Origin of the sequence: Pseudoalteromonas piratica, from assembly GCF_000788395.1 — a bacterium.
Taxonomy (GTDB): domain Bacteria; phylum Pseudomonadota; class Gammaproteobacteria; order Enterobacterales; family Alteromonadaceae; genus Pseudoalteromonas; species Pseudoalteromonas piratica.
This window is the reverse complement of record NZ_CP009888.1, coordinates 2635099-2650301: the sequence shown is the minus strand read 5'-3', so window position 1 is coordinate 2650301 and position 15203 is coordinate 2635099. Positions and strand designations below refer to the sequence as shown.

Genomic DNA, 15203 nt, shown 5'->3' with positions numbered 1-15203 from the left:
TTGCAGCCTTTTTTGTGAGTGTTAGCATCTAAGCACGGTAATTAATACGATAGTTTTCAACAAATAAACGTGTTGCACCACACACCGCCACAGGCATAACAATTAAGTTTACAATTGGTATCATGCTAAAAATTAACACGGCAGTACCAAAGCCATAACTTAAGCCTTGCTTGTGTTTTAAATGTTGTCGCGCTTCACCAAACGGGATTTTATGATTATCGAACGGGTAATCAATGTATTGCACCGCAAACATCCAGGCACTAAATAAAAACCACATCACTTGACCAAACACTGGGATAAATAACAATAAAATTAAAAACAGCAATGCCTTAGGTAAATAATAAACCAACTTTGACAGTTCGCGGCCGAGCATACGCGGCACATCTTTGAGTAAGTCTGCTAAACCATCGTCATTGACACGTTGTCCGGTTAAATAAAGCTCTACTTTTTCACTGAGCAAACCATTAAACGGCGCCGCAATAAAGTTGGTTATAACGGTAAAGACCATGGAATAGATAAAGAGCACTAAAAGTAACGCAATCGGCCAAATAATGAATTCCAGCCAAGATAAAAAGTCCGGCAGGTAGCTGTTGACGTAGTTAACACCTTGCTCAATCCAACCGATGATAAAAAACAGTGAGCTACCAAAGAGCACAAAGTTGATTAGCAGAGGGATCAGCACAAAGCGCTTTAGCCCTTTTTGGCTAATTAAACTAAAGCCCGATAAAAAATATTCGAACCCTTTTCCTAACTGCATGGAAAACTCCAAAAAACAATGACTAACCTTGTTAGTATAATAAGTCGATAAGTGGCTTTAAACCAGATTTTACTGTTAAGCGTTACAAGTTGTTTCAATTAGGGTAAATCTGATAAAGTTGAGTTTTAATATTCTCATCAAATAGACAGTCAAATAAGAATATAATGCGTCTAGCCTCAATTAAGCTCGCGGGTTTCAAATCGTTTGTTGAGCCAAGCAAAATTCCATTTCCAGACCAAATGACCTGTGTTGTAGGTCCAAATGGCTGTGGTAAATCAAACGTAATCGATGCTGTACGCTGGGTATTGGGTGAAAGTTCAGCAAAGAACTTACGTGGTGATGCCATGACAGATGTTATCTTTAATGGCTCAACAGAACGTAAACCAGTTTCTCAAGCATCTGTTGAGTTACTGTTTGATAATACCGAAGGGCGTTTGCCTGGCACATTGGCATCGCGTAATCAAATAGCGATTAAACGCTTAGTGACGCGAGAGGGTGTATCTCAGTATTACCTCAACGGCGAGAAATGTCGCAAACGTGATATTACCGATATTTTTCTCGGTACTGGGCTTGGTCCACGTAGTTATGCAATTATCGAACAGGGCATGATCTCGCGTTTAATTGAGAGTAAACCGCAAGATTTACGTATTTTTTTGGAAGAAGCTGCGGGCGTTTCAAAGTACAAAGAAAGACGCAGAGAAACGCAAACACGTCTAAATAGTACACGCGATAACCTTGAGCGATTACTTGATTTACGCAACGAGCTTGAAAACCAGCTTAATGTATTAACGGAGCAAGCTGATAAAGCGCGTATCTACACCACGGCAAAATCCAAAGAGCGTACCTTAAAGGCGCAAATTTGCGTACTCAAATGGCAGTCGCTACAGCAAAAATTGTTGGAAAGTGAAGCGAAATTAAGTGATATCGATGAGCAGATTGGCTTTTTAACTGAAGCCCATACTGGCCATGATGATGTTATTTCGGCGTTAAAATTAGCCATTGAGCAAGCCAATGACCTGCTCAATGATGCGCAGCATCAAGAGTTTCAGTTGCGTAATAAATTAGCCCGGGATGAGCAGGATAAAATTCATAAGCAAGCTCAGAAAGTCCAATTAAGTCAGCGTATTGGCCAATTACAAAAACAATTTAAACAGCTCGATCAAGACCAGCTTGAAACGAAAGATAATTATCAAGATCAGCAAGAACAACTTGCACTGTGCCAAGCTGAGCTCGAACAGTATGAGGAATTAGTTGAATTAAGCTTGGCAAAATATGAAGAGCAAAAAGCACAACAAGATGAGCTTTATAGCGCGTATCAAGTCAGCTTAGGTGACAATAACGGACTAGTTCAAGAACAGCAATCGCTGCAATCTTCACTGTCTTCGCTAGAAGTGCAAGAAGCAAGGTTTACGCAGCAAAAATTAGCACAATGTGAGCAAAAAGCTGCACTTCAAGAACAATATGTAACTCTTGAAACCAAGTTGGCTACTTTTAAACTCGACCAAATTCAAGCAAGGCATGAACAGGTTAGCAATAATTTGTCAGAGCTTAATGGTGAAGTCGCGACTGCGCAAAAGGCGTTGGCTGAAAAGCATACCCAGATGACAGAGGCTGAACATCAGTTACAGTCATTACTCACTAAACGCGATGCCTTAGCACTGGTTTTGAATGAGCATAATGACAATTCATCATCAGTGGCTAACTTGCTCCCATCATTGAAAGTAGGCCAAGACTGGCATCTGGCAGTTGAAGCAAGCTTATTCAATTTACGCTTTGCGCATCGTGTTGAACAATTAGATCAAGACTTAATTCAGCCACAGATTTGGCAACAAGCAATGCAGGTGACGATTGGCTCATTAGCTGAAAAAGTGATGGAAGGTGCTTACCCAAGTTACTTTAACCTGATTGCCGTGGTTGATGATGTGAATGCATTAAACGACGATTTTTGGCAAGGCGAATTTCATTTTGCTGTTGATTCAAAAGGTAACTTACGTGGAGACAATTGGTTTTTACCTTGTCAATTTGATCACGATAATTCACTTTTAGTTAAACACCAATTACTCAAAGAGATTGAGTTATCAATTCCTGAAAGTGAACTGCAATTGCAATCGGCGCAAAAAACATTGACTGCTCAGCAGTCTTTGGTCGAATCCCTGCAAAGTCAGCAAAAAGAATTAAACAGCGCGTTTGCATTAATCGACCGTGAGTTGACGCAAAGCCGCGCAGAATATTCGTTTAGCGAAAAACGCTTTGATGAAATCAACTTGCAACTTAATACAGTATCAAACAAACAGGCGGAGCTTGAAGCGCAATTACAGTTACTTAGCGATAATAAAACTCCCCTCGTAACAGAGCTCGAAGACATAATCAAAAAGCAAGCCGAGAGTAAAGAGCGTCAAACACATTTTGAGGCAGCTTATCACAATGCCAAGCTAGTCACCCGTCAATTACAAACGGCATTTGAAGGCGAAAAAAGTCAGTGTCATAAAGTGCAGTTACATTTGCAAACAATGCAAAATCAAATCGTGCTAAGCGAATCTAAGCTAAACCAATTTAGTACGCGTTATGACGAATTAAATGAACAGCTTGAAGAAGCAAAGCTGACGCTTGAAGACGTGCAAATGCCGCTAGTCGAACTTGATGAGACTATTGCTGAGCAACATTTGCTGCTTGAACAGCAAATAGAGCAAAAACAACAGAAACAGCTGGCTTTAGAAGATGCTAAAGAAAAGCTTAAACAAGCAGAGTCAGGCATTGGCTCCGAGCAAGAAAAACTAGAATCGCTTAAACAAACAAAGCAAAGTATTGTTTTAGAGCAACAAAGCTTCCAATTAAAATCAGAAGCAGCGCTCGCCCCATTGGCTGAATTAAACACACAGTTGAAAGATGTCATCGCAGATTTGCCAGAAGATACCAAACTGACGACACTACAAGGCCAGTTAAGCAAAGTTTCCAATGAGATTAGTCAGCTTGGGGCAATCAATTTAGCGGCTATTGAAGAGTTTGATAAAGCTTCTGCGCGTAAAAATTATCTAGATCAGCAGTATGACGACTTAGTGAGCGCCTTAGAAACGTTAGAGTCTGCAATTATTAAAATTGATCGCGAGACAAAACAGCGTTTTAAAGCAACATTTGATCAAGTTAATAGTGGCTTACAAGACTTATTTCCAAAAGTGTTTGGCGGCGGCTCAGCTTATCTTGAACTAACATCTGATGATTTATTGGAAACCGGCGTGGCTATTATGGCAAGGCCTCCGGGTAAAAAGAACGCCACCATTCATTTATTAAGTGGTGGTGAAAAAGCCTTAACGGCGTTGTCGCTGGTCTTTTCAATCTTCCAATTGAATCCTGCACCATTTTGCATGTTAGACGAAGTGGATGCGCCATTGGATGATGCCAATGTTGGACGTTTTTGTCGTTTGGTGGAAGAAATGTCACAAGACGTGCAATTTGTGTATATTAGTCACAATAAGATTGCCATGGAAATGGCAGCGCGCTTAACTGGTGTCACTATGGCGGAGCCCGGTGTATCACGAGTTGTGGCGGTTGATATTGAGAAAGCGCTAGAAATGTCAGAGTCTGCTTAATATCAACTCGAATTGGTATAATTTATCGGCAACTAGTCTTATCTCTTTGCATTGCTAAGCATAAGCAGTTGAAATTAATCAGCGCTTGCTTAATAATTTTGTAAATCGGAAAAAATTATAATTTAAGGGTACTTGAATGAGTGACGAACTAAGGTGGGTGTTAATTATTGGTGGTGCGTTAGTAATTGGCGGCGTACTGCTTCATGGCCTTTGGTCGATTCGTAAAAATGACAGCCGTACACTTGTTCAAGAACCAAGTGAAGCACCCAACAAGGACGATGTTGCTCCTGCTACCACTAAGAGTGCAGCAATCGAACCTCAAGTTGATGCCAAGTTACATGTAAATGATGAGCCAGAACTGGGTGATCTATCCATTACAATTGATGACGATGAGCCTCAGCCTGAAGTTGCTAATGAGCCAGAACAGGCTGAAGATGGCAAAACAGCGGTGCAAGATTACATTATTATCCATATTCAAACGGAAGAGGGTTTACCTATGCAGGGGTCTTCGCTATTACCCTTGTTACTGACTCTGGGCTTTAAGTATTCTGAAGACGGTTTTTTTAATCGTCATGAAGACGCATCTGGCCAAGGTCCGGTATTATTCCGTTTAGCAAACATGTTTAACCCTGGCACGTTTGATATTGACAATATGGAGCAATTCTCAACTGAAGGCGTAAGCTTATTTATGACGTTACCTTGTGCAGGTGACAGCTTACCATCATTCAATATGCTTCACAGTGCAGCAAAGAAAATTGCCGATGAATTCAGTGCAACAATTTTAGACCATAATCGTCAAGAACTTGATGTTGCAACAGTAAGGCAGTACGTGGAAAAAATTAGAGAGTTTGACGGTCTATAACGTCAGCGTCACAGATTTAATAAAAGCCACCGATTCGGTGGCTTTTTTAGCTATTTAGAGGAAGTTACCGTGAGCGCGGCTGAGCAAATTAAGCAACTTAAAGCACAGATCGAAAATTATAACTATCAATATTATGTACTTGATAATCCGACGATCCCTGATGCTGAATATGATCGACTAATGCGCGAGCTAATCGCATTAGAAGAGGCCAATCCAGAATTAAAGAGTGCCGATTCCCCGAGTCAAAAAGTGGGTGGTATGGCGCTGGCTGCGTTTGACAAGGTTAACCACGAAGTCCCCATGCTGTCGCTCGACAATGCGTTTGATGAAGAAGAGTTTTATGCGTTTGATAAACGTATGAAAGATCGCCTTAAAGACAGCAGTGATCTTGCATTTTGTTGTGAACCGAAACTTGATGGCCTAGCGGTATCGATTCTTTATGAAAATGGCGTGCTAGTGCGGGCAGCAACACGTGGTGATGGTCAAGTCGGTGAAAACATTACAGAGAATGTGAAAACTATTCGTAATGTGCCCCTGCGCTTGCGAGGTGAATCAATCCCAGCACGTTTAGAAGTGCGCGGGGAAGTATTTATTGATGATAAAGGCTTTGCCAAACTAAACCAAACGCAACAAGACAAAGGAGATAAAACCTTTGCCAACCCGCGTAATGCGGCGGCAGGTAGCTTACGTCAATTAGATCCTAAAATTACCGCGTCTCGCCCGTTAATGCTATATGCCTACAGTACCGGTGTGGTTGAAGGTTTTGAGTTGGCAGAAACTCACTACGAGCAGCTAATGCAATTAAAAGAGTGGGGATTACCTGTGTGTCCTGAAATTCGAACTGCAGACAATGCGAAAGACGCCTTTGCCTATTATTCAGATATTCTTGCCCGCCGTGCAACGCTTGGCTATGAAATTGATGGTGTGGTGATTAAAGTGAATGACAAAGCGATTCAGCAAACACTTGGCTTTGTCGCGCGTGCACCACGCTGGGCGATTGCGTGTAAATTTCCTGCGCAAGAAGAGCTCACCACTTTATTAGATGTTGAATTTCAGGTGGGTCGTACTGGTGCGATAACGCCTGTAGCACGATTAGAGCCTGTTTATGTGGGCGGTGTAACTGTATCAAATGCAACTTTGCACAATGCTGATGAAATAGCGCGTTTAGGCGTTCACATTGGTGATACTGTGATTATTCGTCGCGCAGGGGATGTGATCCCGCAAGTAGCAAGTGTGGTACTTGAACGTCGTCCAAGTGATGCTAAAGAAATTGTCTTTCCAAATACCTGCCCAGTATGTGACTCACATGTTGAGCGTATTGAAGGAGAGGCTGTTGCCCGATGTAGCGGTGGCTTAGTATGTGAAGCACAGCGCAAAGAAGCGATTAAGCATTTTGCTTCGCGCAAAGCACTTGATGTGGATGGTTTAGGCGATAAAGTGGTTGAGCAACTCGTTGATCGCCAATTGATTCAAACACCCGCTGACCTATTTGCTTTAAGCAAAGGACATATTGAATCACTTGAACGCATGGGGCCTAAATCTGCTGAGAATTTGGTTGCGGCACTTGAAAAAGCTAAACAAACTACGCTCGCGAAATTTTTATATTCACTGGGTATTCGCGAAGTAGGCGAAGCGACAGCGCAAAACCTAGCAAACCACTATAAAACCTTAGAAGCACTTCAAAATGCGTCTATAGAGGGCTTACAGGACGTATCTGATGTAGGCGAGATAGTTGCCAAGCATGTGTTTTACTTCTTTAAAGAAGAACATAACCAAGCGGTGATTAATGCCTTAATTGCAGCAGGATTACATTGGCCGGCAATTGAAGAAAAATCACAAGATCAAATGCCACTTGATGGCCTCACTTATGTGCTGACAGGTACACTTAATCAAATGGGGCGCAGCGAAGCAAAAGCAAAACTGCAAGCCCTTGGTGCAAAAGTGTCAGGCAGTATTTCTGCTAAAACTCATGCATTAATTGCTGGGGAGAAGGCAGGTTCAAAGCTGACTAAAGCACAAGACTTAGGAGTTGATGTGTTGACGGAAGATGACATGCTAGCCCTCTTTGCAAAGTACGAGTAACCAATGTCAGAAATTGTGAGCTTTTTTTCATCATTAAATAGCCAAGTTGCCACTTGGCTTTCACCTTATCTAAGCCAAATAGTATTAATCGCCTTAATTTGTTTAACTGCGATATACGGTGCGAGTCTTAACAAGGCAGTAAAACGTTTAATTGGTCAGCGTAACTTTTTTGCGCGGACTTTGGTTTTTATTCTTGTTACGGGCATAGGGGTTGGTAGCTTAATTGTTTTTGTAAGCCCTTATTTAGTGCGATTGTTTCACCAAATCGAGCGAGGCTTTTTACCACTTTTAGTCTTTTCACTTTTTGTTGTTCTTGGTGTGCTGGCTGATAGGAAAAATCAAGTATGAGCCGGTTTGGACCTGAATATTGGGATAAAAACGGCTTTTTTCGTGCCCCATTAGGTTTTATCTTGGTGCTGGTGCTACTGCTAAGACCATATATCTTGTGGTTATTTGCAGCAGCATCGCGACGTGAAGATTTAAACTTGATGGCGATTTTCTACCCGCAAAAACAACAGTTTTTTGTTGCCCTTGCTATCGCTGCCATAAGTATTTTGGTGACTTTTTGTTATTTATTTAGGCGCCCAAATGCAATGCAATGGCCTAAGTCTATTTGGCGGTATGCGCGCTGGTTGTTACTTGCTAATGTGGTGATGGACTTAACCTGGTCATTGTTGCAGGCAAAAAGCCAATATTATAGCTTTTCAATAGGCTTGGCCGTGCAATTGGTATTGCTCAGTTGGGCAGGGCTATACCTACTTAAAAGTCGTTATTTAAGTGTATATTTTAACGAGTGGCCTGAGCCAGAAGAAAAAGACAAAGATTAGTAATTATAAAACCGATTGAATCATAGGTTTTAATTTTTCTAGACGTGCTTGCTGCTCGTTATCTAATTTAGCGCTTTGAACCGTTTCATAACAGTGTGAAATAAGGTCTTTATTCATACTTTGGCTGGTAGGGTGTCGATTATCAAGCATCACTTGCAGTAGATTTAGGGCAATATTGGCATTTTTTGGCATTACGCGAAATGCTTGTGTAAAAAAGCTGAGAGCTTCTTCGTATTTCCCTTTTTCATAGCTGTGCACCGCATTATTATTAAGCTCTTTCGGTGAAAAACGGATTTCATCGCGCTCTTGGCGTTCTTGTTGCAAATAAGCATTAAGCGCAGAATTATCACTTTGGTATTTTTCACAGTGCTCGGCTAATTGAGTAAATAGCTGATTGGCTTTGTAATGCATACCTAATTCATGAAATGCTTTGGCTTTATCAAGCGTGTCATCGACTGATCGAATAATGGGTTGATCTTCAAGTTGTTCTACTAAAGCAATTGCTTTCGAACGCTCATCTTTTAAATAATGAATACGTGCATTGATCACATCGATTTGTTCTTGTGCTTTGCTATCTGGAAATTGTTTTCGCAGTTCTGATAGACACTCGTTACTTTGACGCGTTAATCGGTTAACTAAATCTGCTTGATCTAGTGTGAGTGCATAATCAATGCCAGCACGTGCAAGATTAAGGTAGATATCTGGTTTATCGTGCATTGAGTGTTTAGCGTATTTTACTAGCTCTTTATTCACCTTAAAGTGCTTTTCATGATCATGATTGTATTTAGTGAGTAAAATGAGGTCTTCTTGCCTGTCAATATTGCGGGGGGCGAGTTTTGATGCAAGTGCTAAGTAATGTTGTGCTTGTGCATAGTTTTCGAGATAAAGCTCAAGTTTTCCCAGTAAGTTATAGGCAACCAAACGGGTTTCTGCTTTTGACAGCATAATCTCCAAGATGTTTTTGGCTTGGGTAAATTCACTGTTCTGGATATAAGCTTCGACAAGACCAACACGTGCCCATGTGAACTTTTGAATGTTAAGCACAGACTTAAAAAATTCGATGGCCTCTGCAGTACGTTTTAAGCGTAATAATAATTCTCCACGTAGTTTGAGTAAGATAGGGGAGAGGTTATTTTTACTGCTATCAGAAAGCATCTCATTGACATAGCGAAGCGCTTTAGAATCATTACCCACATCAATAAAGTCATAAATTTGAGCCAGTGCTTGCTTACGTTTGAGCAGCTTTATGATGCGTTCACCAAACACTTTTAACGAAAAGGGTTTAGCAAGGAAATCGTCGGGCTGCAGTTCAATGACACTGTGAACTAAACTGGTGTCTGTTTCAGCACTGACAAAAATAAAGCCGCAGGTATTTTTGATTAAACGTTTCGTTTTTAATTCTTCGTAAAGTTGATAACCGTCTTTATGTTTACCGAGATTAAATGAACATAATACCAGATTAAAAGCGTGATCTTGGCAAAGACCAAGCGCCATTTTAGCATTCTCAGCAATTGAAATATCACTAAAGCCAAGGCTTTCAAGTGATTGTTTCATATAGCTTAAAGCTAATGTTTGGTCATCTATCAGTAAGATACTTGAATCGTATAAGCGTTTATTTTTCATCGCATTTCTGGCTGCGCGGTCATAGTTAAACTATATAAAACAGCGGCAATTGTCGCAATAAAATAGCTTATAAATATATGAATTGTTTGATTTTAAAGGTGATTTAGATAAGGAGTTCAATATGGTGGGTCGTACTGGACTTGAACCAGTGACCCTCGCCTTGTAAGGGCGATGCTCTCCCAACTGAGCTAACGACCCATATTGATTTTCTATAATGGTGGGTCGTACTGGACTTGAACCAGTGACCCTCGCCTTGTAAGGGCGATGCTCTCCCAACTGAGCTAACGACCCATTATAGATTTTAATTTAGTGGTGGGTCGTACTGGACTTGAACCAGTGACCCTCGCCTTGTAAGGGCGATGCTCTCCCAACTGAGCTAACGACCCGCTAAATTAATGTGTTTTGCAATGGTGGGTCGTACTGGACTTGAACCAGTGACCCTCGCCTTGTAAGGGCGATGCTCTCCCAACTGAGCTAACGACCCATGCAAAACTTTAACTAAATGGTGGGTCGTACTGGACTTGAACCAGTGACCCTCGCCTTGTAAGGGCGATGCTCTCCCAACTGAGCTAACGACCCCAAATAGTCATTTCTAAAGTGGTGGGTCGTACTGGACTTGAACCAGTGACCCTCGCCTTGTAAGGGCGATGCTCTCCCAACTGAGCTAACGACCCGCTTTAGAATCTCAACACATTGCTGCGTTGTTGTGGGGCGCTATTATAGATTTAGTTCAACTATAGTCAATACTTGTTTTCACAAAAATGTGTTAAGTGGCCTTAAAATGAACAACTTGGGCAAATGTCAAACGCCTTGAGCGCTTTTAGAGCAAGTCTATTCGTAAAAGTAGGGCGTTTAGAGTGTTTTTTATTCGCTTTGTTTTTTTAGGCACATTAGTAATGAGTAAATTAACGACTATAAAAAGAGCATGAAGGTGCCTTTTATTATTAAAATGCTTCCACGGGATCACCTGTTAGGTAAAGTTGCGATGTTTAATTTGAAAACAAAATAATGATGTCGTTTTAAAAAGCTAGGTAACTGCACATACTTTAATAAGCAAAGTGATTATTTAGTTACTTTATATAAAAGGGCTATTTTAGATTGGGGTACTTTTATATACGCAAGTAATTAGGTAATTTGATTTATGTTTAGTGTAAGTTGATTAAATAGGTAAACCAAAGAGTTTAAAAAGAGGGGGCTTAGTTGAGTAAGGGTGTTACTTTATTGAGTCCAACTTTATCTAAGTTAATAGTAGGTAGTTGTCGAAACTGTATCGATGTGTGTATGACACTAGGTTTAAACGAGGGAGTTTTAGGTTTATTTGAATTGGCTACATATAAATAACCAAGTAATCGTTTTAATTCTATGTATGTCTTCAACTTAAACTGCATTGAGGGATTATGCCTAATTACCATTCAAATAAATTAAAAAGTAACAGGGCATGTTCAGTAATGACAATGAAGTCTATAAAAAGTAAAGCTAGGCAGGGCAAAGAATGGTGTATTTTTCTATTGCATAATGTTGGCGTGAAGTGCTTCCATTAATAGATTGCCATTTATATATGTAAGCTGAGCCTTTACTTTTTATTTAGTTGAGCACAACAAGGTATAAGCGTTAATAAAAGACAGTGTTTCGATTTCCTATATAAGGGTGTAAAAAGTGAATTGTTATGATTAGGAAAGTGCGAATTAAAGTAATCAATGATCATTTTATCACGCTTATATTCACTGCTAGCACATTGAAACAGGTTGAAAAATCATTATTTTGACGAACAAATGTGCATCTTGATTAAAAATGGTGCGAACAATGCACTATGCTTAAAAAAAAGTTGACTTTATTTGGCTGGCTCCATAAAATGCGCCCCGTCTTCAGCGATACACGAGTTATCTCTTGAAGATGCAGTTTGGGGCTATAGCTCAGCTGGGAGAGCGCCTCGCTGGCAGCGAGGAGGTCTGCGGTTCGATCCCGCATAGCTCCACCAATAACTCTTATGGTTTGAGTCTAAATAACCAGTCCTAGTGACAACACCATGTTGTCCCCTTCGTCTAGAGGCCTAGGACACCGCCCTTTCACGGCGGTAACAGGGGTTCGAATCCCCTAGGGGACGCCACTTACTTTTGTAGAGTGGGGTGAGTCATTAAAAGCTCGTATGGTAAGAGTAAAAATAACCAGTCCTAGTGACAACACCATGTTGTCCCCTTCGTCTAGAGGCCTAGGACACCGCCCTTTCACGGCGGTAACAGGGGTTCGAATCCCCTAGGGGACGCCACTTACTTTTGTAGAGTGGGGTGAGTCATTAAAAGCTCGTATGGTAAGAGTAAAAATAACCAGTCCTAGTGACAACACCATGTTGTCCCCTTCGTCTAGAGGCCTAGGACACCGCCCTTTCACGGCGGTAACAGGGGTTCGAATCCCCTAGGGGACGCCACTTACTTTTGTAGCGTGGGGTGAGTCATTAAAACTCGTATGGTAAGAGTAAAAATAACCAGTCCTAGTGACAACACCATGTTGTCCCCTTCGTCTAGAGGCCTAGGACACCGCCCTTTCACGGCGGTAACAGGGGTTCGAATCCCCTAGGGGACGCCACTTACTTTTGTAGAGTGGGGTGAGTCATTAAAACTCGTATGGTAAGAGTAAAAATAACCAGTCCTAGTGACAACACATGTTGTCCCCTTCGTCTAGAGGCCTAGGACACCGCCCTTTCACGGCGGTAACAGGGGTTCGAATCCCCTAGGGGACGCCACTTACTTTTGTAGAGTGGAGTGAGTCATTAAAAGCTCGTATGGTAAGAGTAAAAATAACCAGTCCTAGTGACAACACCATGTTGTCCCCTTCGTCTAGAGGCCTAGGACACCGCCCTTTCACGGCGGTAACAGGGGTTCGAATCCCCTAGGGGACGCCACTTACTTTTGTAGAGTGGGGTGAGTCATTAAAAGCTCGTATGGTAAGAGTAAAAATAACCAGTCCTAGTGACAACACCATGTTGTCCCCTTCGTCTAGAGGCCTAGGACACCGCCCTTTCACGGCGGTAACAGGGGTTCGAATCCCCTAGGGGACGCCACTTGTGTCATGGTGAAAATGTAAAACTTCCTTTTCAGAATTCCTTCGTATTATTTAGATTAAAACATCAAATCCAAAATCTCCTATTGTTTTAAGTGTCTGATTCTCGGTATTCACATGCTTAAAAGGGCGCAAGACAAAACCCAAATCAATAATAATACCAATCCTCATAAATAATTAGCTCTTAAGAGGCGAGTTTAAAAGCACTTCATACTGCGTTATTGACTTTAACAAGGGAGCCACCATTTTTTGCAGTCAATGCCTTGCCTGAAATACTTCTAATTCTCGCTGAATGACCAATTATCTATGCGGTTTGGTATAACTATTGATCTTTCTTTTGAATAAGCTCTATGGCATAGCCATCAGGATCTTTAACAAAAGCGATTTCTGTTGTACCACCTTTTACCGGTCCTGGTTCACGTGATACGACACCGCCTAATGCTTTAATATTTTCACAAGCTGCGTAAATATCATCATATTCAATGGCTAAATGACCAAAAGCATTGCCATGATCGTAACTGTCAGTATCCCAGTTATAGGTGAGCTCGATCACTGCGTTTTCTTTTTCATCACCATAGCCGACAAAGGCTAACGTATAACGGTATTCGGTATTTTCTGAACGTCTTAGCTCTTTCATACCAAGCACTTTGGTATAAAACGCAACTGATTTTTCTAAATCCGCAACACGGATCATGGTATGTAGTAAACGCATAATTGCCCCTATAAAGAATTCTCTCACTTAATCAGATAAATACGCATTTTGAAACTAGTGTGATTAGCTACTGATGCGATATTTAATATTAATAAACTATTGGGCTTGAATTGCGGTTTTTAAAGGTTTGGATCGGGTTGTGCCTTTAAATAAAATTAAATTTAAGGTGGAAAATTATTTAAAAAAAGATTGCATCTGATAAAAAGTAATTTATTATTCGCACGCTTCTTGTTGATAGCCAATCCGAGTACATTGCAATTTATTGCAGCAAGGCGATAGAGCAACTATCCAAGAGTGAACTTGAATGTTTAAGTATGTTTAACTCGCTCGAACTCATAACGAGTTTATTTGATTAGTTTAGTTTTATTGACACTGCTCGGAGAATCGCTATGTCTTTAACACCTGTAATGGCTGCTCTTGCGCCGATTACCCATTTTGATGTTTGCAACGGTTTAGTAATTGAAAAACCACAAGCTGAACAATTAGTTGCTCAATTTGGTTCCCCACTTATGGTGCTTGATTGTGATCTGATCAGAACACAATATCGCGCGTTACAGTCTGCATTACCCAATGTTGATTTACACTATGCACTCAAGCCATTACCACACCCTGCGGTAGTAACGACATTACTTGCTGAAGGCGCGTATTTTGATTTAGCAACAAACGGTGAAGTCGACCTCGTTCAATCAGTAGGTGTACCGAGCGAGCGCACAATTCAAACGCACCCAATTAAGCGTGATATTGATATTTCGCACGCACTTGCCTATGGCTGCAATGTGTTTGTGGTAGATAACTTAAACGAAGTTGAGAAGTTTGAAAAATATAAAGATCAGGTTGAGCTATTGGTACGTGTAAGCTTTCCAAATCCTGAAGTATTAGCTGATTTGTCGAAAAAATTCGGTTGCTTACCTGAAGATGCTGTAACACTCATTCAACATGCTTTTGAGTTAGGTATTCGCATAAAAGGTTTATCGTTCCATGTTGGTTCACAAACCAAGAGCGGTGTGAAATATGCCGATGCGATTAGCAAATGCCATCACATTATGATGGCGGTAATTAATGCAGGCTTACCAGCACTTAGCACACTTGATATCGGTGGTGGTTTCCCTGTGAAGTACACACCAGAAGTGCCAAACATTGCTGATTTTTGTGCGCCTATTCGTGATGCATTAGCAAAATTACCAGAAACAGTGCGCGTAATTGCTGAGCCTGGGCGTTTTATTGTAGCAACAGCGGTAACTAATATTGCTTCGGTAATGGGGCAAGCGGTGCGCGGCGGTAAAACGTGGTATTACTTGGATGACGGCTTATACGGTTCGTTTAGCGGATTAATGTTTGATGAAGCTAAGTATCAAATTGATTCAGCGCTAACAACTGGTGAGCGTTTTATGTCGGTACTTGCGGGTCCAACATGCGACAGCATTGATGTGATCCGCGAAGAAATTATGTTACCTAAATTGGAAAATGGTGACCTTATCATTTCAACCATGATGGGTGCATATACATCATGTACGGCAACAGATTTTAATTTTTTCAAACGTGCGACAACAGTAGTGCTCAATGAAACCGCAGTGAACGAACTGATTGTAAGTGCATAAAGTTCAGATAATAAAGCAAGGCAGAATACTGCCTTTCTTTTTAATCACCTTAAAGCACAGGGTTTAAAATATTGCCTATAAACAGAGTCTAACGTATA

General features: G+C 41.0%; 9 protein-coding genes and 14 tRNA genes. 14 read left to right on the top strand and 9 right to left on the bottom strand.

The genetic code is table 11. The features are described from left to right. Positions 1 to 28: 28 nt before the first annotated feature. Positions 29 to 757 (bottom strand): sulfate transporter CysZ, encoded by a 729-nt coding sequence (gene cysZ, locus OM33_RS12340; protein WP_038642102.1) that lies wholly within the window; start codon positions 755 to 757, stop codon positions 29 to 31. Between the two features lie 164 nt (positions 758 to 921). Here cysZ and OM33_RS12335 point away from each other — a divergent pair, with 164 nt between their 5' ends. From OM33_RS12335 to OM33_RS12315, 5 genes are all read left to right on the top strand, one after another. After that, on the top strand, positions 922 to 4344 hold the full coding sequence (locus tag OM33_RS12335; protein WP_038642101.1) for a chromosome segregation SMC family protein: 3423 nt from the start codon (positions 922 to 924) through the stop codon (positions 4342 to 4344). A gap of 136 nt (positions 4345 to 4480) precedes the next feature. Next, on the top strand, positions 4481 to 5206 hold the full coding sequence (zipA, locus tag OM33_RS12330) for a cell division protein ZipA (protein ID WP_038642099.1): 726 nt from the start codon (positions 4481 to 4483) through the stop codon (positions 5204 to 5206). Positions 5207 to 5275: 69 nt separating this feature from the next. Next, positions 5276 to 7288, top strand: coding sequence for an NAD-dependent DNA ligase LigA (gene ligA / locus OM33_RS12325; RefSeq protein ID WP_038642097.1), 2013 nt, complete (start codon positions 5276 to 5278; stop codon positions 7286 to 7288). Positions 7289 to 7291: 3 nt separating this feature from the next. Next, positions 7292 to 7636, top strand: a complete 345-nt coding sequence (locus OM33_RS12320; RefSeq protein ID WP_038642095.1) for a DUF3392 family protein — start codon at positions 7292 to 7294, stop codon at positions 7634 to 7636. Further along, the gene (locus tag OM33_RS12315) at positions 7633 to 8115 is read left to right on the top strand and encodes a DUF2919 domain-containing protein (RefSeq protein ID WP_038642093.1); all 483 of its coding nucleotides are present in this window, start codon (positions 7633 to 7635) and stop codon (positions 8113 to 8115) included. The genes OM33_RS12320 and OM33_RS12315 overlap by 4 nt, the downstream gene beginning before the upstream one ends. Positions 8116 to 8118: 3 nt before the next feature. Here the strand turns inward: OM33_RS12315 and OM33_RS12310 are convergent, their stop codons facing one another. The 7 genes from OM33_RS12310 to OM33_RS12280 form a co-directional block, all read right to left on the bottom strand. Continuing rightward, positions 8119 to 9738 carry a response regulator gene (locus OM33_RS12310; protein ID WP_038642090.1) on the bottom strand — a complete coding sequence of 540 codons (1620 nt, stop codon included), beginning with the start codon at positions 9736 to 9738 and terminating at the stop codon, positions 8119 to 8121. 122 nt (positions 9739 to 9860) lie between these two features. Continuing rightward, positions 9861 to 9936: transfer RNA gene (locus tag OM33_RS12305), tRNA-Val, on the bottom strand. A 17-nt stretch (positions 9937 to 9953) separates the two neighbouring features. Beyond that, positions 9954 to 10029, bottom strand: a tRNA-Val gene (locus OM33_RS12300). A gap of 19 nt (positions 10030 to 10048) precedes the next feature. Next, positions 10049 to 10124, bottom strand: a tRNA-Val gene (locus OM33_RS12295). A 22-nt stretch (positions 10125 to 10146) separates the two neighbouring features. Further along, positions 10147 to 10222 (bottom strand) — tRNA-Val (locus tag OM33_RS12290). Positions 10223 to 10241: 19 nt separating this feature from the next. Then, positions 10242 to 10317, bottom strand: a tRNA-Val gene (locus OM33_RS12285). Positions 10318 to 10336: 19 nt separating this feature from the next. After that, positions 10337 to 10412: transfer RNA gene (locus tag OM33_RS12280), tRNA-Val, on the bottom strand. 1228 nt (positions 10413 to 11640) lie between these two features. On the opposite strand from OM33_RS12280, the gene OM33_RS12275 reads away from it, so the two are divergent. The 8 genes from OM33_RS12275 to OM33_RS12240 all read left to right on the top strand — a co-directional run bounded on the left by OM33_RS12275 (position 11641) and on the right by OM33_RS12240 (position 12796). Beyond that, positions 11641 to 11716 (top strand) — tRNA-Ala (locus OM33_RS12275). Between the two features lie 53 nt (positions 11717 to 11769). Next, positions 11770 to 11845 (top strand) — tRNA-Glu (locus OM33_RS12270). An 83-nt stretch (positions 11846 to 11928) separates the two neighbouring features. Continuing rightward, a tRNA-Glu gene (locus OM33_RS12265) sits at positions 11929 to 12004 on the top strand. A gap of 83 nt (positions 12005 to 12087) precedes the next feature. Beyond that, positions 12088 to 12163: transfer RNA gene (locus OM33_RS12260), tRNA-Glu, on the top strand. 82 nt (positions 12164 to 12245) lie between these two features. Beyond that, a tRNA-Glu gene (locus tag OM33_RS12255) sits at positions 12246 to 12321 on the top strand. A gap of 81 nt (positions 12322 to 12402) precedes the next feature. Next, positions 12403 to 12478 (top strand) — tRNA-Glu (locus tag OM33_RS12250). A gap of 83 nt (positions 12479 to 12561) precedes the next feature. Further along, positions 12562 to 12637: transfer RNA gene (locus OM33_RS12245), tRNA-Glu, on the top strand. 83 nt (positions 12638 to 12720) lie between these two features. After that, positions 12721 to 12796 (top strand) — tRNA-Glu (locus tag OM33_RS12240). 321 nt (positions 12797 to 13117) lie between these two features. Here the strand turns inward: OM33_RS12240 and gloA are convergent. Continuing rightward, positions 13118 to 13507: a lactoylglutathione lyase gene (gene gloA, locus OM33_RS12235; RefSeq protein WP_038642088.1), complete on the bottom strand. Its 390-nt coding sequence runs from the start codon at positions 13505 to 13507 to the stop codon at positions 13118 to 13120. A 389-nt stretch (positions 13508 to 13896) separates the two neighbouring features. Here gloA and OM33_RS12230 point away from each other — a divergent pair, with 389 nt between their 5' ends. Next, entirely contained in the window at positions 13897 to 15105 is a 1209-nt protein-coding gene (locus tag OM33_RS12230; protein WP_199922452.1) for a type III PLP-dependent enzyme, read from the top strand. Positions 15106 to 15203 lie beyond the last annotated feature (98 nt).